Below are 24,229 nucleotides of genomic sequence, written 5' to 3'. Positions count from 1 at the left end.
TATAAAAAAAGCCTTTCCCTAAAAATGGGGAAAAGCAACGTTTTAAAGGAGTTGTTGTTGTGCTCTTTCATTATATAACATTCATAGGAAATACTCACCGCTGAAAATTCTGGAAATTCTATTTCAATTTTAATGATGATTATCAAATCCCATCACGAATTAATTCCAATACATATACACAGACCAGTTGCTATTCTTTCTTATTAAAAAAATAGGCCATAAAAATTTCATCATCATACATTCCATTTATTTTCACTTGCTCCTTCTGAACACCCTCTTCGATAAAACCGTATCGTTCATACAATTTGTGGGCTAAATCATTTGAAGCAAATACAGTCAAACATAACTTATGTAATTGATGAGTCCTGCACCATTTCATTGTATGGTTCATTATATTGGAACCTATACCATTCCCTTGAGCTGAATGGACTAACCATGTTCTAAATAACCCGGTATGTCGTTTCATTTCAAGTTCTCCTCTAATCACACGGGCAATGCCTACTATTTCATCATTTAGAACTGCAGCAACATACATATTATCTAATTGAATCATATTTTCAATAAATCTCTGCTCTTCTGCTAAGCTGCGTGCAGATTCTTTCTGAATGTAAGCGCCAGATTTAATAATTAGAGCTACAGCATGAATGATCTGTTCTGCATCTTCGATTCGAACAGGTCTAAGCATTACCTTTTCTCCATTTTTTGCGGTAAATTCTTCGATCATATCCCCTGTCATTATATTCTCTCCTTTAAATCAAAGCAGAGGCTGAATTGTTGTATCAGCCTCATTAATTCTTTCTAAGCAACACGAATTGCTTTACCGAAAGGAACCTTTGGAACAAATTCATCGGGAACTAACCAAAACACTTCACAATTCACTTTTAATTCTTCATAAAAATAGCCCGTTACATCCGTAATATAAAATAGAGTATCGATCTTTTCTTGATCAGCCCATTCTAATACTTCGGTATAAGACGACTTTCCATGAGTGTAATACGTTATATTATCTTCTTTTATTGGCGTAATGTTTCTAATTTTAAAATCTGCTTGCACTAAAAGTGAATGTGGGGCAACCTCACCAAACAGCTTCACTATATTCTGAATGAGTAATGTATTCGTTTGTTTAGTTGATGTGTCTATCGCAAGTGCAATTTTTTTTTCGCTTCTTTCCTGTAACTTTGATAAAAGCTGCTTTTGCCATTTCATTCTGAAGATCTCCCCCTCACTTTTTTTGTGAAGCACATCTATTTTTACTCAAATGAAAAGATCCTATGCCAGATCGTAACTTGTTTTCAATACCAGTAATAATACCTTTACCTAAGCATTATTTCCGCTCCAGTCCTCATATTGACCGCTGCCATTACAACCCGGGCAATCAAAAATGGCATCATATGTTGGTGGTAAATAAACACTTGTAAAAGATGAAGTAAAGCCTCTGCCTCTGCAATCTGGACATCTCCCCAAAGACTCCATATCAGTACGCACCTTTTCTACTCTTGTTTGCTTCCAATCTGCTATCCCACGTAGAAAATCCAATTCATCACCTCATTATTCCTTATTATTCCTTAATATCGATCTAATGGCAGTTTTTTAAACATGTTTGTTAAGGCATTTTTGCTTTTTTAATATTCGTTACAAAATTTTAATCGTAAAAGCGGTGAAATTTAGTTAAAAATTATGTAAAATAAAAGCAGTTTATGTTGTCTCAGCGTGGATAAAAAAATTTGTATGATGAATGGAAATGGGGAAAAACGGTGGCTGAATTAGCATTTAAAGAATACACGTTTAAAAAAGGAAGTAAAACAACTGTTTACATGTATCAAAATAGTATTGAAATCATTCAAAACAGATTTCTTGGTAAATTTAATAAAGGAAAATTACTCCAGTATAAAAATATTTCAAATGTTACCCTAAAGGAACCGGGTTTTGCGTCTAATGGAAATATCGTAATCGACTGTGGTCCAGGTGAAAATAAAAAAGAAAAACATATGTATGCAATTGAGTTTTCTAAACAGGAAAAAGAGCTCGCTTACGAACTAAAAGAAATGATTGAGAGCAAAGTTGAAGAGGTAAAAAATCAAAGGGTCGATTCTGCAGTTGACAATTTTGAAAAATTAAAGAAAATAAAAGAGCTTTTTGATTTAGAAATTCTTTCAGAAGAAGAATACGAAGATCAAAAAGAACGACTTTTAGAAAAGTAAAGAATTTCAACTAAAAAAGGACAGTTCCTCTCGAATCCCGGAATACATTGTACGAATGTCATTCCATAAGATTTCGTAAGGCACTGTCCTTATTATTATTGTGTATTTTTTTCCCATTCAGAAAATTTTCCTGTTCCATTACATTTATAACATTCTATATTACTTCCGGCATAGTGTATCGGTACAATGACAACTCCATAACCACGACAATCAGGACACTTTCCAAGTTTCATCATCTTCTCTTGATGAACTTTTTTTCTTTTTTCAAACCAATTGATCAGTTTTGTTTTCATGTCATTTTCACCTGACCTCGTTATCGTTGTTTCTATATCGTATTCAACGATTAAGGACAAGGTGAATAAAATCCAAAAATTTTATTTAAAAAACTGGATACACGCTTTTATTGCTTCCTCTTCATCCTCTCCGCTAGTTAAGATGGTAATTTGATCATCAATTCGTAATGTTGCTAATAATCCCATTAGACTTTTGGCATCAATTTTATAATTAGGGCCGATTACATAAATGTCTGATTCAAATTTTTTTGCAAGATTCGCCAGTTGGATAAATATGTCTACACTCATTGGTTTAGAAACTCTCAGCTCTTTTACTCTCATCCCATTCTCCCTATGATTACTTTTATAAAAATTCTATTGACTTCCAACATCCTTCATGACAAATTTTTAAAAAGTAACCAATGGAGAACAGTTTTTAACAGTAGCCTTCCTCATCTGCTGTAATTAATAACCGATTTTGCTCATCCGTTTGAATAACAATCTCCTTTTTCTCCGAATAATCCGAGTGAACAAATACAAGCTTTATGCAGTTTCTCATTACAACATGGTCAGATAGAACCCAACCACATAACTGAGACATTTTGTTCACTGTTGTTTGGATTTGCTGCTTTTCATTGTCGTTTATTGCATTTTGAGTGTAGATCGGATCTGATAGCTCTGATAAGTCTGATACTTCTAGTAATTCATGTTGATCCTCTTTTAACTGCTTCATCAATTGATATTCACTTATTGACCTAACTTTTTCATGATCCTTCATCACCAATGCACCTCCTTTTACGTTTTCATCAGTATTGCACAAACACGTAGTTTTTCTACTTTAACACTTGATTTTTTAGAAAAACAAAAAATGCTCTCCCTATATTCATATGTTAAAATGAATATAGAGAAAGCACATTTTTTATGAAGCTTGACTTTGAACAACTCTCTCTTCTGATTGCTTTTGTCTCGAAGGTGATGGAATAATATTAAAGATAATATTCAAGATAATCGCAGTTAAACTACCTGCCACAATTCCACTATTCGTTAGAATTTTAACTGATTCAGGAAGAAATAGTTTAATGAGTAAATTAATCTATTACAGAAGAAAAAAACTCACTGATTGAAGTGGGTTTTCTTAACCTATTTGCTTTTCCAAAATTTATCTGTTAAGATAAAGAAGAATTATTTTTGTTCGGTCTGTAAGGAAAGAATAGTATTTAAACTTTTCGCCTTTGATATCTAATTGAACAACTATAGTAATAAATTGTGGATTTGATCCACACAGGAGGCAACAATTATGCAACAAGGTACAGTAAAATGGTTTAACGCAGAAAAAGGTTTCGGATTCATCGAAGTTGAAGGTGGAGACGACGTATTCGTACATTTCTCAGCTATCCAAGGCGAAGGATTTAAATCATTAGATGAAGGTCAAAAAGTAACTTTTGACACTGAGCAAGGCCAACGTGGTCTTCAAGCAACTAACGTAAACAAAGCATAATTAATTAAGGACTCTTTTCTAGAGTCCTTTTTCTTTTGGGTGAAAAGTCATAAAACAACATAAAAATCCCCACTCATTAATGAATGGGGAGAGGCTAAACATGTAAAAGGTACTAAATGGTTAGCTAAAGCATAACACACTATTTCTAGAATACCTAATAAATATTAAAAATTTTATAAGTAAATTAATCTATTATGTAAAAAAGAAGAACCCGAGTTATGTGTAGAAATGTTTCCTGAATTATAAACGCATTGACTACTGTAAAATAGTTTCAACTCATTGGTGAAATCAATTATTTTATTTCTGTCAACAGTATCTTTTATAGTGAAGTTGTCTAAAGCTACTTGAACATCATTTATAAAATTTCTCAGTGTTGCTGGATGTATTTTAAATTTATGAGTAAACACTTTATCCGTGTGCTTAATAGACTTTTGGAAATCGATAAATTCATTAAACTTCTTACATACTTCTGTCAACGAAGTCCGTAAACCATTAGGTAATATCTTAAATATTTCCGTATATCGTTTGTCATTGTATGTATAGACAGGAAAATTAATCTTTTCATCAATAATTAAGGTGTCTCGACCTTTAGTTATCGCTTCTCTTAATTCTTCATTTTCACAAAGAGAAATGTAGCGTTGTTGAGAGATGTAAATAAATGTTTTATGTATGTAATCTATTTTATATCTGTATTCTGACCAGTTTTCATGTGTTATAGCTAAAGCTGAACCTTTTACAAATTGACTGTTAATTTCTACATAATCCATACTTTTATTTGATTCATCATTAAAACGTTTAACTATAAGAAATTTTTGTTCATTATCCCAATCCAATTGATTATTTCACTTAAAACTCGATCAACTGTAAATGATTTCCCTAGTCCTGTTTCAAAAATAAATACATTAAATTTATCTCTGCCAGTTTTATATTCAGTAATTACATTTACTAAATAATTCATTTTATCTATATAAGTCTTACCGTAAACTTCTGAGTATTGATCTTTGAACGATAATTGAATAGACATTTATTTGAATAGCCCCCTTAGGATTACCTCCTACTGAATAGTCTGTTGTTTGGAATTGTTATGATTATTAATTACTTCTTGTAACTCCGGTGATTTCACAAATAATGTAAATTTCTTACCTGATGAAGGACTAAGCGCAGTAGTAATTGATTGTATTCCACTTCTATGTAAGTGTATTGCTAATTCTTTTGAATAACAAAAGAAAAATTGATTAGATATCATATGATTCCTCCAAATAATTAATTTAAAAAATATTAGACCTCATTATCGTCCACAAACACAGTATTTATAGGTGTTAGATATTGATTTAATAATTAAATCCGTAATAAGGGCACATTGTTTATAAATTTAATGTGCCTTATCCTCTTTAAACTAATTATCTCACCTGAAAATATCCCTTTCCAATTTTTCGCTCATGACATAAATTAACAATTAAAAAAAGAGCCACAGTAACATGACTCTTAATCCTATATACTAACCTTCTTTTTTTCTTCAGTAAGGATTTCTTCAAACTTATCTTTTGCCAAATTATAGTCCATGGTCAAGTGAACTAAAAATTCAAACATGCTGTCATAATCTCCACGTATACGTAATTCATAAAATACAATTGGTTTTTCCTGTTTAATCAGCGTAATAATAACTTGAGTTAAAAGCTCACTATCATTACTTTTAATTCTTAAGAACTGTTTTACAAAGTTAGCAAAGTAGAAAGCAGACTCTTGTTTATCAGGATATCTTGCTAATAATTGTTTGAATTTCTTTAAAGCAATTTGAACCTCATTATACTTAATTTTTCTCTCCCCCTTAAAAATAGGGGTTACCAGCACATAGTAAATAACATTATTATATTGGCAACCCGACTGTCATAATCCACAGGACTTTAGACTCGTAGCTTTGCGTCCTTACCTTTCGGTAAGTTTGCCTTTATCAATAGTACTATTAGAATTCTAAAGTCTTTTGTACTGAATTTCAACAATATTCTACAATATACTAAATCTTTTTTACTATATTTATTACAATCTTTTGAATTTTTATCTTGATTTTGGTTTTGACTTTTGACTGAATCGGGTTAGACGCAAGGAAAACGTAAGGCTGCAAGATTGTCTACCTTATTGAAAGCTCAAAAAAATAAGCAATCAATAAAACTTGTTCCATGTTTAAATTCCTCCTCAATTATCTTCTGTTGTGTCTGTACCTCATTTTAGCTACCGGGCTATATAACTCATGTTGGTTTTTGATCGTTTGTTCATCGAACCTTACATACTTTCTTGTGGTTGATATTTGCGAATGACCAACTATGGATTGTAGAGCAAAGAGAGATCCTCCATGACTTAAAAATTCTGTGCAATATTGTCTGCGGAAATCATGACATGAAAATTGTTTAGTAATTCCTGCCCTAACTACATACCTTTTTAAATTCTTTCTAAATGTATCCTCTGCTAATTGTCCACCGTACCAATTTAATAAAACGTATTCACTTTCGAAATGTTCTTCATTTTCACTCATTGATTCAATTAACAGCTTTATAACATGATTAGAAAGAGTAATAATCCTTGGCTTACGTGTTTTTACTTCTTTCAGCAGGTAATACTATTCTTCTAGTTTTAATATCAATCTCATTCCGCGTGAGATCAATCGCTTCTTTTATTCTCATTCCCGAATCGTACAAATGCATCATTAAGCAGTAATCACGCCACTGTGGGAATTGATTATGATCAGGAACATTTAACAAGTTTTTCATTTCATCTTCCGTAAGAGGTTCAAATGGTGTTTCATCCGTCTTAAGTTGCTTAATTTGTTCTGCTGGGTTATTGTTTGATATTTCTTCTTTAAACAATACATTATAAAAAGTTTTAAGAAATCGAATTTGTGCGTTTATGGTTTGAGTAGCAAGTCCATAATCCTTAGTTTTATAGTTGTAATGATCATCCCTCATGTAGTTGATATACTCTCCTATTAAACTCGTATCAAGATCATTTACTTTTGTTATCTCTGGATAATTGTAATCTAACCACCCAAGAAAAAAATGAAAAAGTTCATAATGAGATTTGATTGTGCTTTTTCTTAGCCCTTCTGACTTTTTATCAGAGATAAAATATTCGAATGCTTGTTGAAAAGTAAAGTTAAATGAATTGTCTTCTTTTGTCTTATCTGTTTTGACTCTTACTGTCATTCTTTTTCTCTTCATAAAGAAAAAACGCCACCTCCAAATACATGTCTTAGACATGAAAATGTAGGCAACGTTTTAACGTTTTTTTTTATAGAATGTTGGGTATTGCTTGGGGAATTTAATACTTTTACCTTCTTTTTTATGAAGCTTGACTTTGAACAACTCTCTCTTCTGATTGCTTTTGTCTCGAAGGTGATGGAATAATATTAAAGATAATATTCAAGATAATCGCAGTTAAACTACCTGCCACAATTCCACTATTCGTTAGAATTTTAACTGATTCAGGAAGACCTGCAAACATTTCTGGTACAACTGTTACTCCAAGCCCCAGTCCTACAGAACATGCAACAATAAGTAAGTTTTCTTGTGATGCAAATTGAACTTGTCCAAGCATCTTAATACCGTATGCAACAACCATACCAAACATTGCAACCATTGCACCGCCTAATACAGAAGACGGGATAATTGTAGCTAATGCAGCAATCTTAGGAACTAACCCTAAACCAATTAACATCATGGCTGTAATGTAAATCACTCGGTTTGTTTTAATCCCTGACATTTGAACAAGACCTACATTTTGCGAAAATGCTGTATATGGAAATGCATTAAAAATAGCTCCTAGCATATATGCAAGACCTTCTGCACGATATCCTCTCGCCAAGTCTTTTTCAGTAATTTTTTTATTACAAATATCCCCTAATGCGAAATATACACCTGTTGATTCTACCATACTCACGATTGCTACAATGGTCATCGTCAAAATAGGAGTCAATTCGAAGGTAGGTGTTCCAAAATAAAATGGTTTTCCAATATTAAACCAAGAAGCCTCTTGAACAGGTTGTAAATCAACCATTCCCATAAACCCTGCAGCAACAGTTCCTGCCAGGATTCCGATTAAAATTGAAATAGCTCGTACAAATCCGGTAAAGAAACGATTTAAAAGAATAATTAAGATGAGGACACCAAATGCTAAAAGTAAGTTTTCTTGTGAACCAAAATCGGGGCTACCTTCACCACCTGCCATATTGTTCATTGCAACAGGTATTAACGTAATCCCTATAATTGTAACAACAGAACCAGTCACAACAGGTGGAAAAAACCTTACGAGTTTTCCAAATACTGAAGAAATTAAAATAACAATTAAGCCTGATGCAAGAATTGCTCCATATATGGAAGAAACACCATACTCATTTCCTATTGCGATCATAGGTCCAACAGCCGTAAACGTGCAACCTAAAACAATTGGTAGCCCAATTCCAAAAAAGCGGTTCTTCCACACTTGTAAAAATGTAGCTATTCCACACATAAAAATGTCGATAGCAACTAGATACGTTAATTGCGAACCTGATAGACCAATAGCACTACCAACAATTAGCGGTACAACAACTGCACCTGCATACATTGCGAGTACATGCTGAATTCCTAGTGAAATATTTTTAGCTGTTTGTTTCATGATGTAACCTCCTCAAGCTGTTCAACAAAACTAACTTTTCCTTCTTTTAAAGAAGCTATTTTCGCTAAAGATTCGACTCTATGTCCTAAATCCACTAATTCTTGTGCACCTTTTTGGAAGGATTTTTCAATCACTATTCCTATACCAGCCACAGTTGCACCTGACTGATTCACAATGTCAACAAGGCCTTTTGCAGCCTCACCATTCGCTAAAAAGTCATCAATGATAAGGACACGATCCTCTTGACTTAAAAATTGACTGGAAACAGCTATATTGTTTTCTTCTTGTTTTGTAAAAGAATAAACAGAAGAGACCAGTAAATTATTCGTTAATGTTAATGATTTTCTCTTCCTAGCAAAGACAACTTTTACCCCTAACTCCAATCCAGCCATCACTGCCGGAGATATGCCGGAAGATTCAATTGTAACAATTTTTGTTATGCCATCAGCTTCAAAGCGTCTTGCAAACTCTAATCCTATTTCTTTCATAAGGATCGGATCAATTTGATGATTAAGAAATGAATCAACTTTTAATACACCGTCAGAAAGAACTATACCTTCTTGTTCGATTTTTTCTCTTAGTAGTCTCATTTTTTAGTATCCCCCTAACGAATTTAACCCATTAATTTTCAGTAACTAGGCTAATATCAAAATAAACTTAAACCTAGTCAGAATTACATATAGCCTAAATAACAAAAAAAAGACGACATTGCTTCAACTAAAAGTGGAAGCAATGTCGTCATCGATTTACAATATCTAAAAAATCATAAATGAAAAACAACAAATAAATCCACTCATAGTCGAACAATTTACGGTTGTTCGGTAGAAACTTGTAGGCCATATCCCTACGATTATATGAGTGCTATGCAATTAATTAAAATTATATCAACTTATTCAATATTTTCAAGAGTTTTTTAATAAAAACACGAACTTTATTTAATTTATCTATTTGAATATTCGTAAAATAATATATATATTTGTTATAGTTTATAAATCTTTTGATACTTTTCTTCGAGATATTCAATTAAATGTTGTGCATTTAATTCTTCTCCCGTTACATCAGTCATAATTTCTAAAGGCTGCTTCGTTCTTCCGAATTGGTGAATCTTATAAGTTAACCAATCCTTTATTTCCTCAAATTGACCTGTTTCTATAAGTTCATCAAAATTAGGTAGATCCTTTAACATGGCATTTTTTATTTGGGCAGCATACATATAACCTAATGCATAGGAAGGAAAATATCCGAAGCTTCCTCCTGCCCAATGAACATCCTGTAATACACCTTGAGCATCGTTTGGTGGTGTTATTCCCAAATATTCTTCATATTTCTCATTCCATATCTGCGGAAGTTCTTCAACTGAAATGTCATCGTTAAACAGCCCTTTTTCTATTTCATAACGGATCATAATATGAAGACAATATGTTAACTCATCTGCTTCAATCCTAATTAAAGAGGGCTTTGATTCATTAATTGCCACATAATACTCATCAAGACTTACGTCACTAAATTGTTCTTTTGAATGGTCTTTTAGTTTTGTAAAATAGCGGCTCCAAAATCCTTTATTTCTCCCAACAAAATTTTCATAAAATAGTGATTGGGATTCATGAATCCCCATTGATGTTCCACTACTTAGTATAGTCCCCTCATATTCCTGGGATATATTCTGCTCATAAATCGCATGACCGCATTCATGTATTGTTCCAAAAATAGCGGTACGGAAATCATTTTCATCATACTTCGTGGTTACCCTTACATCATTTCTATTTAACGTTATTTCAAATGGATGAACTGTCTCATCTAATCTTCCTGCATCAAAATCATAACCAAGTTCACTCAATAAAAACTCACTTAATTGTTTTTGGTCTTCTTTAGGGAATTTTTCAAAGATGAAGTCTGTAGTCGGTTTAAAGGATGTTTGCGAAATTTTTTTCACAAGTGGTACGATTCTATCTCGAACCTGCGAAAACACACGATCCAATGTTTCGACTGTTATACCTGGTTCATATTCATTTAAAAGAGTATTATACTTATTGCCTTCATATCCCCAGTAATTGATTAATTTTTTGTTATAGTCAACCAGCTTTTGTAAATATGGAGCAAACAGTTGAAAATCAGACTTTTCTTTCGCTTCTTCCCAAATGGACTCAGCCTTAGAGCAAAGAATAACATATTCTTTATATTCTTCAGGTGGAATAACTTTATTTTTTTTGTATTCTTTTTTCAGAATCTCGATTGCTTTTTTCGTTTTGAATTGTAAGTTTTCATAAACACCTTCATTTGATAAGTCTGTAAGATATTCATTCATTTGATCTGAAACGAGCATTTCAAATGCTTCTGTTGATAGCATTCCAATCACTTCTGATCGTTGTTGCACTCCTTTTTTCGGGGCACCTGTACGTAAATCCCAGTACATTACATTAATAGCTTCTTCATATGCTTGCATTTTTCGAATATAGTCTAAAAACTCTTCTTCCATATGATTCATTTTTTCTCACTCCCATTAATTAGAGTACTATTTTTTTATGTATATGCTTAGGTTTATTCTATGAACAAATAGGTTGGAACAGAATAGTTCCCTGCTAGAAACTCATCTAGCAGGGAGAATATTAAGGTGTTATTTTATTGACGGTTTAACAGGCAGTACTGATTCAATCATTGACAATATATCTTTGTCTTTTTTCGTATGGAAAATCGTAATTGAGCCTTGATCATTACTTGTACGAATTAGTCTCCCGATACCCTGTCGTAATCTTAATATCATATAAGGAATATCTACTTCTTTGAAAGGATCTTGTTTATCAGATCTTTTCGCTTCAAATACAGGGTCATCAGGAGGATATGGCAACGTCCATATCACAACATTTGATAAGGATGGACCAGGAATATCAAGACCTTCCCAAAGGTGCACAGCACAAAGTACAGAATGTTCATTTTCCTGAAATTCCTTCACTAACGAACTAATTTCTTTATCACCTTCAAAGATGATCGAAAATGGGAAGGATATTTCTGAGACTTTTTGTTTAAACCACTTCAATTCTTTTAATGAACGGAAGAGTACTAATCCTTTCCCTTCCGATTTCGTTAATTCTTGGATTGTTAGTTGAAATTTTTTCTCAGCTTCGTCCTCTTCCACTACTTGGATATTCATCTGTTCTTCATAATCAAAAGGAGAATCGACTGAAAGGGACAAATAATCTTGAATTCCTAAGCTCTGAGAAATAAAATCAAACGATTTGTTATCAGACAATGTTGCTGATGAGAATACAATTGGTATTTTTTTCGAGAAGACTTTTTCCTTTAAAACCTCCTCTACTTTTCGAGGCATTATGACTAATGTATAATCATCACTTTTTTCTTCAACCCAACTTACTGCGTTTGTGTTTTTGTTAAATAGTGAGAGAGAATATTCCATTTGATCAATGAATTCTTCTACAATTTTCAGTTCATATTCACCAATGGTGTATAATTCACCTTCAAATACAAGTGCCTCACTAATTTCAGACAATTTGCCCTGCAGACTATGTGCTGTTTTTTGAAGCTTTCCTTTTCGGTCAATTCGTAAGCGATTAGAACCTTCAACACTGCTAGTGCATTCTTTTAAATCATCAAAAAATAAATCATTAACAGAAAGTGCGTCTTCTACTAAATAAGCCAATTCTTCGCGAATTTCATTTTGTAATAATCTTTCTAAGAATATTTGTAAAGTACTCTGTTTTACACGATATGTTAAGGCTTTTTGCGCAGCATATTCCAACAGATGTCCTTCATCAAATACGACACTGCTATAGTCAGGAAGTAAAGGGATTTGTCCTTCTCGTTTACGAGAGTCAAATGTCCAAATATGTTCCATAAAATAATCATGTGAGCAAACAATGATGTCTGTTGCTTTACGATAATAATCTCTTGTTAACGTTAAACCACAACGATGTCTCTGAGAACATGTGAAACAGTCTTGAAAAGAATCCCATCCTACATTTTCCCATTCTTCATCTGAAAGATGGCCGAATTCTTTTCGGTCACCATAAGCAGAAAATTGTTGCATTCCGCCTGGTTCATGAACAAAAGCAGGGAGTGATTGATAAAGGTCAAGATACTTTTCATCCCCGGTTTTCTTCATGGTTTCATCTAACTTATTTAAGCAAAGATATTGACTATGTGTTTTGCTTAGCCTGACATCCATATTGATATCTAAATGCTCAGACAATTTGGCAATATCGCCTTCTTGTTTAACTAGTTGTTCTATTAATGTTTCATCTGCACAAGCAATTATTGCCGGTTTACCAGTATATCTAGCATAAGATAAAGCATAAAGCAGGTAAACAATCGTTTTCCCTGTTCCTACTCCTGCTTCTGCGAACATGACTTTTTTTTCTTGAAATGCTTTTTCCAGCTGAAAAGCCATAAAAATTTGTTCATCTCTCAACTCAAAGCCCTTTTCAGGAAGAATATCGTAAAACACATCTCCTATCCAATTGCTTAAGGCTTGATAAAAGCTCTCATCCTTTGATATGGTAAAAGGCAAACGTGATGTTACCATAAACGCTACCTCCATACTTCAAAATTACTGCAAATAATAATTATCATATTGAATTGATAAAAAGTCAAATAATTTACATCAAATTATCTGAAACAATCGTTGAATGACACTGTCTCGTAGTTTATTAAATTAAATTGAATCAAATCAAAAAAAAGAGGCAGCCGACGTGGCTACACCTAGATATCTTTAACTTCATCGAACATTGTTTCAAAAATTAATTGGTGGTCAATTGATGTTACATGAGATAAAGCTCGAATCATATCTTCCTTTGCTTGACCAATTTGCATTACAGCATGTGAGTCTTGACCTATTTCATTTTCTAATGACTTTTTCGTTGAAAGTAAAGCTTTATTTATAAGGTGAAAATCTTGGTTTTCATACACTCTTTTTTCTCTCCTCTTTAGGGAATAAAATATGGATAATTAAATATAATCCACAATTCATTAAATATTCCATAATTTCGAAATCCTAATACCTAAATAATATATTTAACAAATTGGAGGTAATTTATTCCCAAGAAAAAGAGAAATCGGCTATCAAAGAACAAAAGCGCAAGCGCCTTGATCAGCCTCGGGCAAATAAGACGCAAAGGAATAGAAGACGTTCTTTGTCTTCAATTCCTTTGTGGCTAGACCCTAGAGGGGCTAGGCGCTGGAGCTGGATGTCGCGCACTTATCCACAGTTCAAGGATTTTATAATTTCCTAGACGATAAAAAAGAGATTCGAACCAACGGTTGAATCTCTTTTTTATGTTTATTCTTCTACTTTTATAAATCCTTGTTCTTCTAAATCAGTTGTTAAATTTTCAGGTGTTACAATATAGTATGTATTTCCCTTATCATTTGTAATAATGATTTCTGTAGGACTGGCATCCACACGTGCTGCTTCAAGAGCAAAATATTTAGGTCCTAAAACATCTGATAATGATGACAAACTAGCCACCTCCTTTTTCAACTAGTATAACATTTAACATGTTTGTAAATGATTCTAAAATATTTATCCTTTTATTTATTTCTTGGCGGTCTTATATTTGACCAATACTGGTAATAATCTGTCTTAATAAAACCGTTAAAAAGTTTTCGTTTCTTAGTAGCCGGTTTGCCATAGAACTGTTCAAATCCTTCATGTGAAGTAAGCATATAAATACTCCATGTATCTAATTTAGAAAATGCTTGTCCCATCTCCTTATACATATGCTCAACTTCTCTTTTTTCACCTAATCGTTCCCCATAAGGAGGGTTACCGACTATTACACCGAATTCTTTAGTTGTTGTAAAATCCTTTACTTGCATTTGTTTAAAAGAAATAATATCGCCAAAGCCAGCTTCTTCTGCATTTCCTTTTGCGATATTGACCATTCGATGATCAATATCTGAACCGAGTATATCCAGTTGTCGGTCATAATCCGCTTTATCTTCAACCTCTTGTCGAGCTAAATCCCATTTTTCTCTTCCAATCCAGTCCCATTCTTCAGATGCAAACTCACGGTTAAATCCGGGAGCAATATTTTGACCGATAAGTGCTGCCTCAATTGGAATAGTACCTGAACCGCAGAAAGGGTCAACAAATGGTTTATCAGGTGTCCATCTTGTCAGAAGTACAAGTGCAGCTGCTAATGTTTCCTTTAGTGGTGCACCACCTTGTTCAATGCGAAATCCTCGTTTATGTAACCCTGCTCCACTGGCATCTATTGTAATTGTTGCCACATCTTTTAACAAGGCAACCTCAATACGGTATAGGGGCCCATCCTCATTAAACCAGCCTGTTTTTTTATAATGTAATTTTAGTTTTTCCACAATTGCTTTCTTAACGATTCCCTGACAATCGGGAACACTGGCTAATGTTGATTTGACTGATTTTCCGATAACCGGAAATTCAGCATTTTCAGGAAGATAGTCACCCCAATTTAAGGCTTTTGTTTTTTCAAACAACTCATCAAATGTTCTTGCCTGAAATTCTCCTACTTTTATTTTAATGCGGTCTGCAGTCCGAAGCCAAAGATTGGAGCGACAGATTGCCAACTCGTCAGCTTCATATGTTACCTTCCCATTTTCAATTTTGCATTCATATCCTAAATCCTTTACTTCTTTCCCGACTATGGCTTCCAGCCCCATTGCCGAGGTTGCAATTAATGTTAAATTTTTCATTTGTATACCCTACCCTTATGCAGAAAATTCTTGTAAATCATTATATATCTTCGGCCATATTCTTCGTATATATCCAAGTATATCCAACAAAATTAATTAAATAAAAAGGAGCTGATATGATCAGCCCCTGTTCTTTATCAAATGATACTGATTTCAAATAACGTTCGATAAGCCATGTTTTGTTCCATCGTACTTCAAACGGCATAAGCCTCGTACTCAGGTGGTAATCATCTATCTACAAAAGTTATGAAACTTTTGTCCTTCTCTTTGTTCAATTCCTCCAAGAAGGTGCCCCTACCATAATTTGGGTTTCTCGCTCGTGGGGTTTACCTCGTTCCACTCTTACGATTTCTCGTAAGACTCCGTCACTGTGGCACTTTCAAGGTATTCAGGCCATATCCAATTGGACTTAGGCCTTTTCCCTGCCGTCAGCCAAGCGAACCCGGCTGCCCTAGCTTATGAATTCGCTAGGCACGAACACTACGGGCATCTCAGCACCGTGCGAGCATGGACTTTCCTCTACAATCCTTAAGACTGCAGCGATTACCTGAACGTTATTAACGAAACAGTAACACTAGTATACCTAATCATTACACACAAAACAAGTGGAAATAATTAGTGATCAATCGTACAATTTACTACCAAATACATGCTTTTCTAAATTTGATAATCGCTTTAAGATATCAAAATTTGTGGTATTTGTTTGTACAGGCGTTTGTTTTTTGTATGTATCATCCAACTGCTTTTTCAAGCGTAAATTCTCCTGCTGTAGATCTTCATACTCTTGGTGGAATGTTTCATAATCCTTTATAACTTGATCTAAAAATTTGTCTACTTCTTCTTGCTTGTAACCTCTAACACCTGACTTAAATTCTTTTTCTAATATTTCTTTAGCAGTTAACTTTAATTTATCGGCAAGCATTTCTTTCACCTCATTATAGCGAAGTCCTCAATTTATATTTTTTCAGAAATTATGTAAATTGTCAATTTCATTGTCATGTAAATTTAGTAAATTTCCTACTTTTTACCAAAAATCATTATTTTTCATTGTTTCTTCCTCGACAACACTTTGTAAATCTAAGAAATTAATCGTACTGATCATATAGGATGTTAATTGCTGTTTTTTTCTTGCTGTTTCCAGAAGGAATTTAGGAGTCCCTTCTTTTTCTTCATCATATAAAAGTAATAAACCATCGCTTTTGTCTACAAGAAATTGATTTTTTTGTTTAAATTGCAGTGGACTATCATATTCTCTTTTTGAAATACTATCCACAAAATCTGCTTGTGAAAGAATCAATTCATAGTATTCCTGGTTTTTCTCATTCCACTTTGATTCTTGATTTAGAAATGGAGTGAGGATGGCAAGTTTTAACTCGGGATATTGCAATTGAAGGTCAAAAACCACGTCTGCTGCCCATAGTTCCACACCCATTTGTCCACTAATGATCACCCATTCTAACCCTTCCTCTAAATATCCTATCAAAGACTTTTCAATCGCCTTTTTAATATACTCAACAGCTTTATCATCTTGCTTAAAGACGCCTAATTCATGAGATTTATATCCTGAAACAGTTAAAACTTTCATTTAATCACCTTTATCATTATACGAACTTTTTTTCTAATTATAACGAACATGTTAGTAATTATATTATACTCCCAGCTGATCTGAACTTATAAATGTTTTGTATAAAGATGTAGTTTCCTTCATCATTTCATAAATAAACAGAAAGGAGCCGAAATTCAGCTCCTTAGTGCTTTTCTGTTATCTAAAAAATGGTCCTGGACCAAAACCCGGACGTGGAACTGGACCTGCTCCCGGTCCAAAACCCGGTGTTGGACCGTACACATTAAAATGTTGGTGTGTAACCTCATTTTGTACAGACTGAGTTTGAGGGAAATAGTGTTGGTGCTTATAAAATTCATGGTTTACAGTTGTTGTGTGTTGTGGATGAATGTGTGGTACGATTGTTTCAGAGTACGTATTGTTAACACAACATTTTGTTGGGTGTACGATTGGTGCCATAACTTTTGGTCTACAATGCATGTTGCATTCTCCTTTCATCTTTTTATCATGTCTTACACTTTTAGCCTATGATGAAAGGTACATACATGTACTAATTCAAAAACCTAATTTTTATAGAAACGTTAAAAAGCTTTCTTTAAAGTTAGTAAATATGAAGATGGTTAATACGATCACGATGAAAAATAAGTATAAAACACTTTTATACACAGTTGTCTCTCCCTTATAAAAATTAAACTACAGTCCCTTATTTTACATCGTTCCCTATAATCCTACAATTCTTATTAATAACTTTCAAAAAAGTTCATGATTTCGTCAAAAAAATGGCGAAATTACTCATTTTTTGCGCTTGCCCGGGCAATATATCGATAATATTTCCTTTCAATTCTTTCTATCCTTTTTCTAATTTCCTCAGCATTTATTAACTTATTCAACTCAATATTTTTTTCAGATTGTTGTCTCAGTATATCTGTGTATTCCATCGCTTTTAAAAAATCTTTTTCCTGATGCTCATAAAATTTAGCTAGTTCTACTGCGGCCATAAAAGATACCTCTTTTTTGTTTGGTTCACTCACTATTTCTTCCCAAAGCATGACAGCTTGTTTCCAATTCTTCTGCTTTTTGTAAAGAAGGGAAAGAGCAAATTTTGCTTGAGGTTCCTGACTTGATTCTTTTTTAACAAATGAAGAGTATGCATGAAGTGCTGAATCTTTTTCTCCAATATACTCTAGCCACCTTGCAATTTCATAGTGTTCAGAGTTTGTTGTTTTACTATTTATATCTAGTAATTTAGTAGAGAGATGAGTGTATAGTGTGATAAGTGATAAAACATCAATTTCATTATGTTTTAATACACCTGCGATAATTTCCGGATTTTGCTGTTTAACAAATTCGAAATAGATCATCGGCGCTAAAAACCCCGGAATATCATTTTCGCGTTGTATTCCTAATATTTCACTTTCTACCTTCGAAAGTTTCACTGATTCCAACTCATTTTTCCATAATCTTCGAGCAGCATGAAATAAATCAAAATGACCAAAAGGAGGGAGACTCGGTACTTGTTCGCGAATTAATGTATGTCTTGTCTTGACCTGAGGCCAGTCAAACGCTTTGCCATTATACGTAACAAGAGTCTTGCTATTAATCCCTTTTAAAAAGCTTTGATAAAGTGCAACTTCATTGCCCGGTTTAGGTAATAAATGTTGTTTAACGACAACACAATTATCCAACACTTGGGCTTGCCCCAATAAAAATATGGTATTTCCAGTTCCTCCTCCTAAACCTGTTGTTTCTGTATCAAAGAAAAATAATTCACCAGGATGGTGATTCTTCGAAGAAAGCGGATGTTGGAGTTCACTTTCATTCCATCTTGCCACAACTTCTTTAAATTCTCTTAATCTATAATGCCCGTGTTTGTAATCAAGTGGATAAACTACCTCCCTTATCAAACAATACTGGTTATCATAAGTGAAAACAGATGTTTGGTAATCCTCCCAAAGATCGGTGTTAGAATCTTTAGCAGGTTTTTCAGGAACAATCTCTTCTTCTTCTCGAATCACGTGTTTTTTTAATCGATTTAGTTTATGTTTTACTGACATTTGCTTCATCCTTTAATATGCTTAGAAGTAAATAAGCATCTTTTTTCGATGTATCAGATGAACCTTCTACCCCAATGCATGATGGACAGCCTGAATAACAAGGACACTGATCTATTAATCTCAAAGCCTCTGAGAGGACAGGTCTCATCGTTTCATGGATTTTTTTAGAAAGACCTACACCACCTGGATATCGGTCATATAGGAATACAGTCGGTTTATCATTATGAATAGCCTTGATTTGAGCTACAACATGTAAGTCAGATGGATCACACATTACTTTTAATGGTGCAACATGTTGCAGTACGTTTGCAACACCTATTAATGATTCCTCCATACGTTTTTCACCCAGATCTTCTATCATGTTCGATTGGAAACTCATCCATGCTGAATTTGTATGGAGTTCTTCTTCAGGTAAATGAATTGGTCCTGAACCTATGTTTTCGTGTGTATCAAACTTTATTTTTTTAAAAATAGTAGCCATTGCTTGGACAGTCACATCTCCATAACCAAAAACTGCATGGTCTTTTACATATGTTTCATCTTCTTCAAGAACCTTTAATTGCACAGCTAAATTTGCGTCAGTAAAATAATCTACATTTACTTCTCTAACAAATGCTTTTTTCTCTTCCCAATCCAGTTTTTCAACTTGAAATTGGACACCTTGGTGCAAATAAATGGCTTCATCATGAAGTAGAGTCATTGCACTAAAACGATCCATCTCACCAATAACCTTAATATTGGCAATATCCGATTGATCTATAATAATTACATTTTCTTGTGATGCAGAGCGAAGACTAATATTGTGTGCCGGAAAAGCGTCATTCATCCAATGATACGTTTGATTATTGAAATACAACACTCGTTCTTCTGCTAAAAATTGCAAGATATCTTCGAGCTCCAATCCATCAAATGTATCTCCTTCCTTAAACGGCAATTCAAATGCTGCACACTTTAAATGGTCTACCAGCACAACTAAATTATCCGGGTTAATGATAGCTGTTTCCGGATTTTGTTCAAAGAAGTAACGAGGATTTTGAATGATGTATTGATCAAGAGGGCTGGAACTCGCCACCATTAGAATAACCGCTTCACCTTGTCTTCTGCCAGCCCTGCCGGCTTGTTGCCAAGCACTTGCAATGGTTCCCGGATATCCTGTCATAATACAAACCTGAAGACTTCCGATGTCTACACCTAATTCAAGTGCATTTGTACTAACAACACCTAATATCTCTCCAATTCGGAGACCTCTTTCTATTTCTCTTCTCTGCTTCGGTAAGTATCCTCCACGATATCCCCGAATTGATTTTTTTGTAAGCTCATTTTTTATTAATTGTTGTAAATACGTTAAAATGATTTCCACTCGTACCCTACTACGGGCAAACACAATTGTTTGAATCTTATTTTTCAAAAATTCTCCTGCTAGCCTTCTTACCTCTAATGTAGCACTTCTTCTAATGTTTAACGGCTTATTTACGATTGGAGGGTTATAAAAAATGAAATGCTTCTTACTTGAAGGTGCACCATTTTTAGCTATTAGATTCATGGTCGTTCCAGTTAATGTTTCACCTAATTCCTGCGGGTTGGCAATTGTTGCAGATGTACAAATAAATTGTGGAGTACTTCCATAAAATTCACAAATTCGTTTTAGTCGACGAATAACATTTGCAACATGACTTCCAAATATCCCTCTATAAATATGTAATTCATCAATCACTATATACTTGAGATTTTCAAACAATGATACCCATTTTGTGTGATGAGGCAATATGGCAGAATGTAGCATATCTGGATTAGTTATAACGATATGACCTGCTTTTCTAACCTTTTGCCTAATAGCTGGTGATGTATCTCCGTCATATGTATAAGAGTTAATCTGAACACCCATTTCTTCAATAATTTCGTTTATTTCAGATTTCTGGTCCTGAGCTAGTGCTTTCGTAGGAAATAAATAAAGAGCTCTGCTGTTTTCATCAGTTATTATCTGTTGTAAAACTGGAAGATTATAACAAATCGTTTTACCTGATGCGGTCGGAGTAACTGCGACAAAGTTGTTACCTTGTTTAGCTAACTGATACGCTTCATACTGATGTGTATAAAGTTGTGAAACACCTCTTTTTTCAAGTGCCTCCTTTAAGCGCGTATCGATATTGAGTGGGAAATTTACATATTCAGCCTCTCTTGAAGGTATTGTATGCCAATGAACAATCTGCTCATTAAATTCCTGACTGTTTTTCAATGAAAACAGGATGCTTTCCAATGATTTCTTAAATTCCATCAATTTCACTACCTTTTGCTTGAATGTAGCCTTTATATTCTATTTTACCGAATAAACGTTCGTTAATAAAGTGGTATTGTTTAGAAACAAATGTTTCTTTCTTTTTTACAGGCTCGGATTGCAAAAGAAAAAGCAGATTCATTCTGCCTTCACGCGACTTATTTATTTAGTATGTATATTTGCAATATGTGTGGAACCTTTTATTACACTCCCAACTTCTTGACGTTCAATTCTCTCTACAATATCGGAATTCGTAATTATAATAGGAGAGATCGTACTTGCTGCCTTTTCTTTAATCAATTTGAGATCAAATGTCATTAATGGATCCCCTGCTTTAATCTTCTGACCTTCTTTAACAATCACATCAAAACCATTGCCATTTAAACCTACAGTCTCAAGCCCAATATGAATAAGCAATTCTATTCCTATTTCAGAACGGAGTCCAATCGCATGCTTAGTATGGAAGATTTGAATAACATGTCCATCGATTGGTGCCACAAGTTTACCTTCAGCTGGTTCTATGGCAATTCCTTCACCCATTAATTTTTGAGAAAAAACTGGATCAGGAACGTGTTCAAGTTCAATTATATTTCCAGATAAAGGCGCAAAAATCTGTTCAACAGTACGTTTATCTTTTTTACCAAAAATCGACCTCAGCATAATATGATCTCCTTTTAACATATGTAAGGTAATATTTTACAATTAAATAACACTTAGATCTTCCTCAACATATAATACTCTGACATAACAAGGCAAGGAGGTTACATTATGAGAAAGAAAAATGAATTGACAAATAATAAACAAGACCCTCAAAACGAACAAATGGATTTTTTTCAAATAGTTGATCATTTCTTTCGTTCTGAACCAATCAGACAATTTATGAATGAGTTTGATTCTATGTTTGAAGGTTCATTTCCACAAAAATCGATACATGTTAATACTTACGAAACAGATCAAACATGTGTAATTGATATGCAAATTCCACCAGTTAAAAAAGAGCAGATAAAACTGGAGCTCATGGATCAATATTTGACGATTTCCATTACCAATCGGGAAGAAATCAAAGAGTATAACGAAAATTCTTCAACTTTTAGAAGTTACTCATCACTTGACAGTTTGTCAAAAACCATTGTCCTTCCCTATAAGGTAGAAGAACACGAGATAAAAACCAAATATAAAAACGGATCTTTGCTTGTTACAATTCCTAAGAAGTCTACACAAATATTACTTGAAGATGATTCTATATAAATATTCTACAATGTTTAATTAAATTTCGTAAATAGGTACGCTTAAGCAAATTTCAAATCAAAATAAAAACGCTCGACTCTCTTTTAATAGGCACTAAAACGAGAGCTGGCGTTTTTTCATTTAACTATTTTTGTGAGATTTACTCCCGTATTTTGGATTTTCTTCAGGAGTTGGATCCTTTGCTAAATCCTTGGCTGATCTTGTAACTTCTTGATTTTTGATTGTATTTTTCTTCATCTACATCACCTCCTTCTTATGATGACTTTAATCACACGAATTTACACGTTAAAAAAAATCCAAAAATTGTCGTGAGAGAAAAACGATTCACATCAAACAATAAATGAAGGAGGTGCATAGAATATGCCTAATAAAAATAACAAATTACCCGATTTCAAAGAGCTTGATGACCGATTAATAGCTGAGCCATCACATTCACCATCTCTCGTCATTAAAACGAACTTGGACAAGGATAATGTGAAAGAAGATAATCCTTATGCAACAGATCATTCAAATTCACCTGCATATGAAAATTTTTTTAAGGAATGATGAAAGATGGACTTTACTCTGGGATACTTAAGAGAAGCATTATCAAATTACGATAGAAGCTCAGTATGTAAGAGAATTACTAACAAGTTAACAAATGGAAAATTCCATACTGAATTAGACTTTGTTCGAATACTTGAAGAAGATGAAATTCAATTTTTAAATAATGTTTTACCTGATGAAATTAAATATGCGTTTAATGAACAAGACTTTATAAGAGGTAATCAGCTTAATGAAGTTTATGAGCTGCTATTATAGTCTTTAAACAGGAGGTTCTAATGAATAGAAATAGTAATCATTACATTAATATCAAGTTCCAAACCGGGGCAATTGATCGTGAAGGTGTGAATGGCTGTCAAGTAGAAGATGTTATTAGCGTTCTCGTAGACCAATTAAAATCTCATCAAAATGGTGATTTCGCCTGCCCGGAAAACTCGATCGCTATTTCTAATCTTCAAACAGCGAATTATGCATTAAGAGTTAGAAAAGAACGGATGGAAGACAAACATAGAGGTATTGAAACAAATGAAACATTTTAATACAAAGAAATATTCAAATACAGATGTAGAGGAAGTTAAAAGGTTAAATGCTAATTCAGGTCTATCTTATCGTGAAGTAAAAGAACTTCTTGCTAAGAAATATTTAAAAAATAACTCATGATTTTAAGGGGCTGTCTCAACTTGACAGTCCCTTTTAAATAGCCTTCTATGAAATGCTACACACTATTTAAACATAGATGTTACACCTTTAAAAAGCCCGCCCATTTGATTAACAGCATTCATCATTTGACCTGCTGTGTCCATCATTTTATTAAAATCTAACTGTCCGTCAGTTTTCTTAAATTGTGATAAGACGTTTTGGAATCCACTAGGCTGAGGCTGCTTAAAATAAGGTAAGGGCTTTGGATATGGCGTAGGATAAGGATAATTCGTAAAAGTATTTTCAACATTTCCGTTATAACTACCATTAGCATATGGCTGTTGATAGGACTGAAATGGTTGTTGGTAACCATTTTGATGGAATGAATGTGCTTGAGACAACAATGGATTTATATATTGCTGATTTTGATATCCAACAGATTGGTGTTCATAGTAAGGAAATGTTTGAAAGTATTCATTTTCTCTTCTCCGGGACCTTCTATTGAAATACGGGTATGTTTGGTGCATGTAGTTAAACCTCCCTATAGCTTATTAATGGTACTGTATTATATGATTCATTTGCCTATAATGTGAAAGGAAAGCCG

32 protein-coding genes, 1 other RNA gene and 2 riboswitches are annotated in these 24,229 nt (G+C 33.6%); of the genes, 6 read left to right on the top strand and 27 right to left on the bottom strand.

Features of this window, described 5'->3' with window-relative positions; genetic code table 11:
• Window positions 1–190: 190 nt before the first annotated feature.
• From BK577_RS10560 to BK577_RS10550, 3 genes are all read right to left on the bottom strand, one after another.
• Window positions 191–736, bottom strand: a complete 546-nt coding sequence (locus BK577_RS10560; RefSeq protein ID WP_078432845.1) for a GNAT family N-acetyltransferase — start codon at window positions 734–736, stop codon at window positions 191–193.
• Window positions 737–798: 62 nt separating this feature from the next.
• Window positions 799–1,206: a VWA-like domain-containing protein gene (locus BK577_RS10555; protein ID WP_078432844.1), complete on the bottom strand. Its 408-nt coding sequence runs from the start codon at window positions 1,204–1,206 to the stop codon at window positions 799–801.
• Window positions 1,207–1,317: 111 nt separating this feature from the next.
• A complete protein-coding gene (locus tag BK577_RS10550; protein WP_078432843.1) occupies window positions 1,318–1,536 on the bottom strand; it encodes a hypothetical protein in 219 nt (72 codons plus the stop codon).
• 218 nt (window positions 1,537–1,754) lie between these two features.
• Between BK577_RS10550 and BK577_RS10545 the strand changes: the two genes are divergently transcribed.
• Window positions 1,755–2,201 carry an SHOCT domain-containing protein gene (locus BK577_RS10545; protein WP_139367294.1) on the top strand — a complete coding sequence of 149 codons (447 nt, stop codon included), beginning with the start codon at window positions 1,755–1,757 and terminating at the stop codon, window positions 2,199–2,201.
• Window positions 2,202–2,296: 95 nt separating this feature from the next.
• Here BK577_RS10545 and BK577_RS10540 read toward each other — a convergent pair whose 3' ends face one another.
• The 3 genes from BK577_RS10540 to BK577_RS10530 all read right to left on the bottom strand — a co-directional run bounded on the left by BK577_RS10540 (window position 2,297) and on the right by BK577_RS10530 (window position 3,254).
• On the bottom strand, window positions 2,297–2,494 hold the full coding sequence (locus tag BK577_RS10540) for a hypothetical protein (protein WP_078432841.1): 198 nt from the start codon (window positions 2,492–2,494) through the stop codon (window positions 2,297–2,299).
• Window positions 2,495–2,575: 81 nt separating this feature from the next.
• Window positions 2,576–2,815, bottom strand: coding sequence for an HPr family phosphocarrier protein (locus BK577_RS10535; protein WP_078432840.1), 240 nt, complete (start codon window positions 2,813–2,815; stop codon window positions 2,576–2,578).
• Between the two features lie 94 nt (window positions 2,816–2,909).
• On the bottom strand, window positions 2,910–3,254 hold the full coding sequence (locus tag BK577_RS10530) for a hypothetical protein (protein ID WP_078432839.1): 345 nt from the start codon (window positions 3,252–3,254) through the stop codon (window positions 2,910–2,912).
• 516 nt (window positions 3,255–3,770) lie between these two features.
• Here BK577_RS10530 and BK577_RS10525 point away from each other — a divergent pair.
• Window positions 3,771–3,971, top strand: coding sequence for a cold-shock protein (locus tag BK577_RS10525; protein WP_026560151.1), 201 nt, complete (start codon window positions 3,771–3,773; stop codon window positions 3,969–3,971).
• Between the two features lie 173 nt (window positions 3,972–4,144).
• On the opposite strand, the gene BK577_RS10520 is transcribed toward BK577_RS10525, so the two are convergent.
• The 20 genes from BK577_RS10520 to BK577_RS10425 all read right to left on the bottom strand — a co-directional run bounded on the left by BK577_RS10520 (window position 4,145) and on the right by BK577_RS10425 (window position 21,855).
• Window positions 4,145–4,804, bottom strand: a complete 660-nt coding sequence (locus tag BK577_RS10520; RefSeq protein WP_078432838.1) for a hypothetical protein — start codon at window positions 4,802–4,804, stop codon at window positions 4,145–4,147.
• A gap of 221 nt (window positions 4,805–5,025) precedes the next feature.
• The gene (locus BK577_RS26810; RefSeq protein ID WP_078432836.1) at window positions 5,026–5,217 is read right to left on the bottom strand and encodes a DUF5659 domain-containing protein; all 192 of its coding nucleotides are present in this window, start codon (window positions 5,215–5,217) and stop codon (window positions 5,026–5,028) included.
• Window positions 5,218–5,462: 245 nt separating this feature from the next.
• Window positions 5,463–5,822: a hypothetical protein gene (locus BK577_RS10505; RefSeq protein ID WP_078432835.1), complete on the bottom strand. Its 360-nt coding sequence runs from the start codon at window positions 5,820–5,822 to the stop codon at window positions 5,463–5,465.
• 20 nt (window positions 5,823–5,842) lie between these two features.
• Window positions 5,843–5,928: riboswitch (cyclic di-GMP riboswitch) on the bottom strand.
• Between the two features lie 240 nt (window positions 5,929–6,168).
• The gene (locus BK577_RS26595; protein WP_281252598.1) at window positions 6,169–6,516 is read right to left on the bottom strand and encodes a tyrosine-type recombinase/integrase; all 348 of its coding nucleotides are present in this window, start codon (window positions 6,514–6,516) and stop codon (window positions 6,169–6,171) included.
• Window positions 6,517–6,553: 37 nt separating this feature from the next.
• Window positions 6,554–7,183 (bottom strand): tyrosine-type recombinase/integrase, encoded by a 630-nt coding sequence (locus BK577_RS26590; protein ID WP_169908200.1) that lies wholly within the window; start codon window positions 7,181–7,183, stop codon window positions 6,554–6,556.
• A gap of 121 nt (window positions 7,184–7,304) precedes the next feature.
• Entirely contained in the window at window positions 7,305–8,618 is a 1,314-nt protein-coding gene (locus BK577_RS10490; RefSeq protein WP_078432832.1) for a nucleobase:cation symporter-2 family protein, read from the bottom strand.
• A complete protein-coding gene (xpt, locus tag BK577_RS10485) occupies window positions 8,615–9,208 on the bottom strand; it encodes a xanthine phosphoribosyltransferase (protein ID WP_078432831.1) in 594 nt (197 codons plus the stop codon). Before xpt ends, BK577_RS10490 begins: the two co-directional genes overlap by 4 nt.
• Window positions 9,209–9,394: 186 nt before the next feature.
• A riboswitch (purine riboswitch) is annotated at window positions 9,395–9,496 on the bottom strand.
• A 101-nt stretch (window positions 9,497–9,597) separates the two neighbouring features.
• Window positions 9,598–11,103 (bottom strand): carboxypeptidase M32, encoded by a 1,506-nt coding sequence (locus tag BK577_RS10480; RefSeq protein WP_078432830.1) that lies wholly within the window; start codon window positions 11,101–11,103, stop codon window positions 9,598–9,600.
• Between the two features lie 129 nt (window positions 11,104–11,232).
• A complete protein-coding gene (locus tag BK577_RS10475) occupies window positions 11,233–13,155 on the bottom strand; it encodes an ATP-dependent DNA helicase (RefSeq protein WP_078432829.1) in 1,923 nt (640 codons plus the stop codon).
• 176 nt (window positions 13,156–13,331) lie between these two features.
• The gene (locus BK577_RS10470; RefSeq protein ID WP_078432828.1) at window positions 13,332–13,538 is read right to left on the bottom strand and encodes a hypothetical protein; all 207 of its coding nucleotides are present in this window, start codon (window positions 13,536–13,538) and stop codon (window positions 13,332–13,334) included.
• A 370-nt stretch (window positions 13,539–13,908) separates the two neighbouring features.
• Window positions 13,909–14,088 carry a hypothetical protein gene (locus BK577_RS10465; protein ID WP_026560158.1) on the bottom strand — a complete coding sequence of 60 codons (180 nt, stop codon included), beginning with the start codon at window positions 14,086–14,088 and terminating at the stop codon, window positions 13,909–13,911.
• Window positions 14,089–14,159: 71 nt separating this feature from the next.
• Window positions 14,160–15,302 (bottom strand): THUMP domain-containing class I SAM-dependent RNA methyltransferase, encoded by a 1,143-nt coding sequence (locus BK577_RS10460; RefSeq protein ID WP_078432827.1) that lies wholly within the window; start codon window positions 15,300–15,302, stop codon window positions 14,160–14,162.
• 163 nt (window positions 15,303–15,465) lie between these two features.
• Window positions 15,466–15,857, bottom strand: an RNA gene (gene rnpB / locus BK577_RS10455) — RNase P RNA component class B.
• 67 nt (window positions 15,858–15,924) lie between these two features.
• A complete protein-coding gene (gpsB, locus tag BK577_RS10450; RefSeq protein ID WP_026560160.1) occupies window positions 15,925–16,224 on the bottom strand; it encodes a cell division regulator GpsB in 300 nt (99 codons plus the stop codon).
• Window positions 16,225–16,326: 102 nt separating this feature from the next.
• The gene (locus BK577_RS10445) at window positions 16,327–16,887 is read right to left on the bottom strand and encodes an SLOG family protein (protein WP_078432826.1); all 561 of its coding nucleotides are present in this window, start codon (window positions 16,885–16,887) and stop codon (window positions 16,327–16,329) included.
• 177 nt (window positions 16,888–17,064) lie between these two features.
• The gene (locus BK577_RS10440) at window positions 17,065–17,346 is read right to left on the bottom strand and encodes a spore coat protein (RefSeq protein WP_026560162.1); all 282 of its coding nucleotides are present in this window, start codon (window positions 17,344–17,346) and stop codon (window positions 17,065–17,067) included.
• A gap of 308 nt (window positions 17,347–17,654) precedes the next feature.
• The gene (locus BK577_RS10435; RefSeq protein WP_078432825.1) at window positions 17,655–18,920 is read right to left on the bottom strand and encodes a ribonuclease H-like domain-containing protein; all 1,266 of its coding nucleotides are present in this window, start codon (window positions 18,918–18,920) and stop codon (window positions 17,655–17,657) included.
• Window positions 18,904–21,195 (bottom strand): DEAD/DEAH box helicase, encoded by a 2,292-nt coding sequence (locus BK577_RS10430; protein ID WP_078432824.1) that lies wholly within the window; start codon window positions 21,193–21,195, stop codon window positions 18,904–18,906. Before BK577_RS10430 ends, BK577_RS10435 begins: the two co-directional genes overlap by 17 nt.
• On the bottom strand, window positions 21,185–21,337 hold the full coding sequence (locus tag BK577_RS25975; RefSeq protein ID WP_169908197.1) for a hypothetical protein: 153 nt from the start codon (window positions 21,335–21,337) through the stop codon (window positions 21,185–21,187). Before BK577_RS25975 ends, BK577_RS10430 begins: the two co-directional genes overlap by 11 nt.
• A gap of 20 nt (window positions 21,338–21,357) precedes the next feature.
• Window positions 21,358–21,855 carry a PTS sugar transporter subunit IIA gene (locus BK577_RS10425; protein WP_078432823.1) on the bottom strand — a complete coding sequence of 166 codons (498 nt, stop codon included), beginning with the start codon at window positions 21,853–21,855 and terminating at the stop codon, window positions 21,358–21,360.
• Window positions 21,856–21,963: 108 nt separating this feature from the next.
• Here BK577_RS10425 and BK577_RS10420 point away from each other — a divergent pair, with 108 nt between their 5' ends.
• The 4 genes from BK577_RS10420 (at window position 21,964) to BK577_RS10405 (ending at window position 23,525) form a co-directional block, all read left to right on the top strand.
• Window positions 21,964–22,443: an Hsp20/alpha crystallin family protein gene (locus BK577_RS10420; protein WP_078432822.1), complete on the top strand. Its 480-nt coding sequence runs from the start codon at window positions 21,964–21,966 to the stop codon at window positions 22,441–22,443.
• Between the two features lie 360 nt (window positions 22,444–22,803).
• A complete protein-coding gene (locus BK577_RS10415; RefSeq protein WP_078432821.1) occupies window positions 22,804–22,989 on the top strand; it encodes a hypothetical protein in 186 nt (61 codons plus the stop codon).
• 6 nt (window positions 22,990–22,995) lie between these two features.
• Window positions 22,996–23,244: a sigma-G-dependent sporulation-specific acid-soluble spore protein CsgA gene (locus tag BK577_RS10410; RefSeq protein WP_078432820.1), complete on the top strand. Its 249-nt coding sequence runs from the start codon at window positions 22,996–22,998 to the stop codon at window positions 23,242–23,244.
• 20 nt (window positions 23,245–23,264) lie between these two features.
• Entirely contained in the window at window positions 23,265–23,525 is a 261-nt protein-coding gene (locus tag BK577_RS10405) for an Acb2/Tad1 domain-containing protein (protein WP_078432819.1), read from the top strand.
• A gap of 183 nt (window positions 23,526–23,708) precedes the next feature.
• On the opposite strand, the gene BK577_RS10400 is transcribed toward BK577_RS10405, so the two are convergent.
• The gene (locus BK577_RS10400; protein ID WP_078432818.1) at window positions 23,709–24,152 is read right to left on the bottom strand and encodes a YppG family protein; all 444 of its coding nucleotides are present in this window, start codon (window positions 24,150–24,152) and stop codon (window positions 23,709–23,711) included.
• Window positions 24,153–24,229: the final 77 nt, after the last annotated feature.

This window comes from Metabacillus halosaccharovorans, assembly GCF_002019635.1.
GTDB classification, from domain to species: domain Bacteria; phylum Bacillota; class Bacilli; order Bacillales; family Bacillaceae; genus Metabacillus; species Metabacillus halosaccharovorans.
The sequence above is the reverse complement of the archived record's forward strand: the minus strand, read 5'-3'. Positions and strand labels throughout refer to the sequence as shown.

Excerpts from the sequence above, each read along its gene's own strand:
- BK577_RS10435 (WP_078432825.1), bottom strand. The coding sequence starts at position 18,920 with ATGTCAGTAAAACATAAACTAAATCGATTAAAAAAACACGTGATTCGA.
- BK577_RS10415 (WP_078432821.1), top strand. The coding sequence starts at position 22,804 with ATGCCTAATAAAAATAACAAATTACCCGATTTCAAAGAGCTTGATGAC.
- BK577_RS10445 (WP_078432826.1), bottom strand. The coding sequence starts at position 16,887 with ATGAAAGTTTTAACTGTTTCAGGATATAAATCTCATGAATTAGGCGTC.
- BK577_RS10490 (WP_078432832.1), bottom strand. The coding sequence starts at position 8,618 with ATGAAACAAACAGCTAAAAATATTTCACTAGGAATTCAGCATGTACTC.
- BK577_RS10440 (WP_026560162.1), bottom strand. The coding sequence starts at position 17,346 with ATGCATTGTAGACCAAAAGTTATGGCACCAATCGTACACCCAACAAAA.
- BK577_RS26810 (WP_078432836.1), bottom strand. The coding sequence starts at position 5,217 with ATGATATCTAATCAATTTTTCTTTTGTTATTCAAAAGAATTAGCAATA.
- BK577_RS10460 (WP_078432827.1), bottom strand. The coding sequence starts at position 15,302 with ATGAAAAATTTAACATTAATTGCAACCTCGGCAATGGGGCTGGAAGCC.
- BK577_RS10430 (WP_078432824.1), bottom strand. The coding sequence starts at position 21,195 with ATGGAATTTAAGAAATCATTGGAAAGCATCCTGTTTTCATTGAAAAAC.
- BK577_RS10525 (WP_026560151.1), top strand. The coding sequence starts at position 3,771 with ATGCAACAAGGTACAGTAAAATGGTTTAACGCAGAAAAAGGTTTCGGA.
- BK577_RS10560 (WP_078432845.1), bottom strand. The coding sequence starts at position 736 with ATGACAGGGGATATGATCGAAGAATTTACCGCAAAAAATGGAGAAAAG.
- BK577_RS10405 (WP_078432819.1), top strand. The coding sequence starts at position 23,265 with ATGAATAGAAATAGTAATCATTACATTAATATCAAGTTCCAAACCGGG.
- gpsB (WP_026560160.1), bottom strand. The coding sequence starts at position 16,224 with ATGCTTGCCGATAAATTAAAGTTAACTGCTAAAGAAATATTAGAAAAA.
- xpt (WP_078432831.1), bottom strand. The coding sequence starts at position 9,208 with ATGAGACTACTAAGAGAAAAAATCGAACAAGAAGGTATAGTTCTTTCT.
- BK577_RS25975 (WP_169908197.1), bottom strand. The coding sequence starts at position 21,337 with ATGAATCTGCTTTTTCTTTTGCAATCCGAGCCTGTAAAAAAGAAAGAA.
- BK577_RS26590 (WP_169908200.1), bottom strand. The coding sequence starts at position 7,183 with ATGAAGAGAAAAAGAATGACAGTAAGAGTCAAAACAGATAAGACAAAA.
- BK577_RS10420 (WP_078432822.1), top strand. The coding sequence starts at position 21,964 with ATGAGAAAGAAAAATGAATTGACAAATAATAAACAAGACCCTCAAAAC.
- BK577_RS10555 (WP_078432844.1), bottom strand. The coding sequence starts at position 1,206 with ATGAAATGGCAAAAGCAGCTTTTATCAAAGTTACAGGAAAGAAGCGAA.
- BK577_RS10400 (WP_078432818.1), bottom strand. The coding sequence starts at position 24,152 with ATGCACCAAACATACCCGTATTTCAATAGAAGGTCCCGGAGAAGAGAA.
- BK577_RS10425 (WP_078432823.1), bottom strand. The coding sequence starts at position 21,855 with ATGCTGAGGTCGATTTTTGGTAAAAAAGATAAACGTACTGTTGAACAG.
- BK577_RS10540 (WP_078432841.1), bottom strand. The coding sequence starts at position 2,494 with ATGAAAACAAAACTGATCAATTGGTTTGAAAAAAGAAAAAAAGTTCAT.
- BK577_RS10410 (WP_078432820.1), top strand. The coding sequence starts at position 22,996 with ATGGACTTTACTCTGGGATACTTAAGAGAAGCATTATCAAATTACGAT.
- BK577_RS10480 (WP_078432830.1), bottom strand. The coding sequence starts at position 11,103 with ATGAATCATATGGAAGAAGAGTTTTTAGACTATATTCGAAAAATGCAA.
- BK577_RS10475 (WP_078432829.1), bottom strand. The coding sequence starts at position 13,155 with ATGGTAACATCACGTTTGCCTTTTACCATATCAAAGGATGAGAGCTTT.
- BK577_RS10535 (WP_078432840.1), bottom strand. The coding sequence starts at position 2,815 with ATGAGAGTAAAAGAGCTGAGAGTTTCTAAACCAATGAGTGTAGACATA.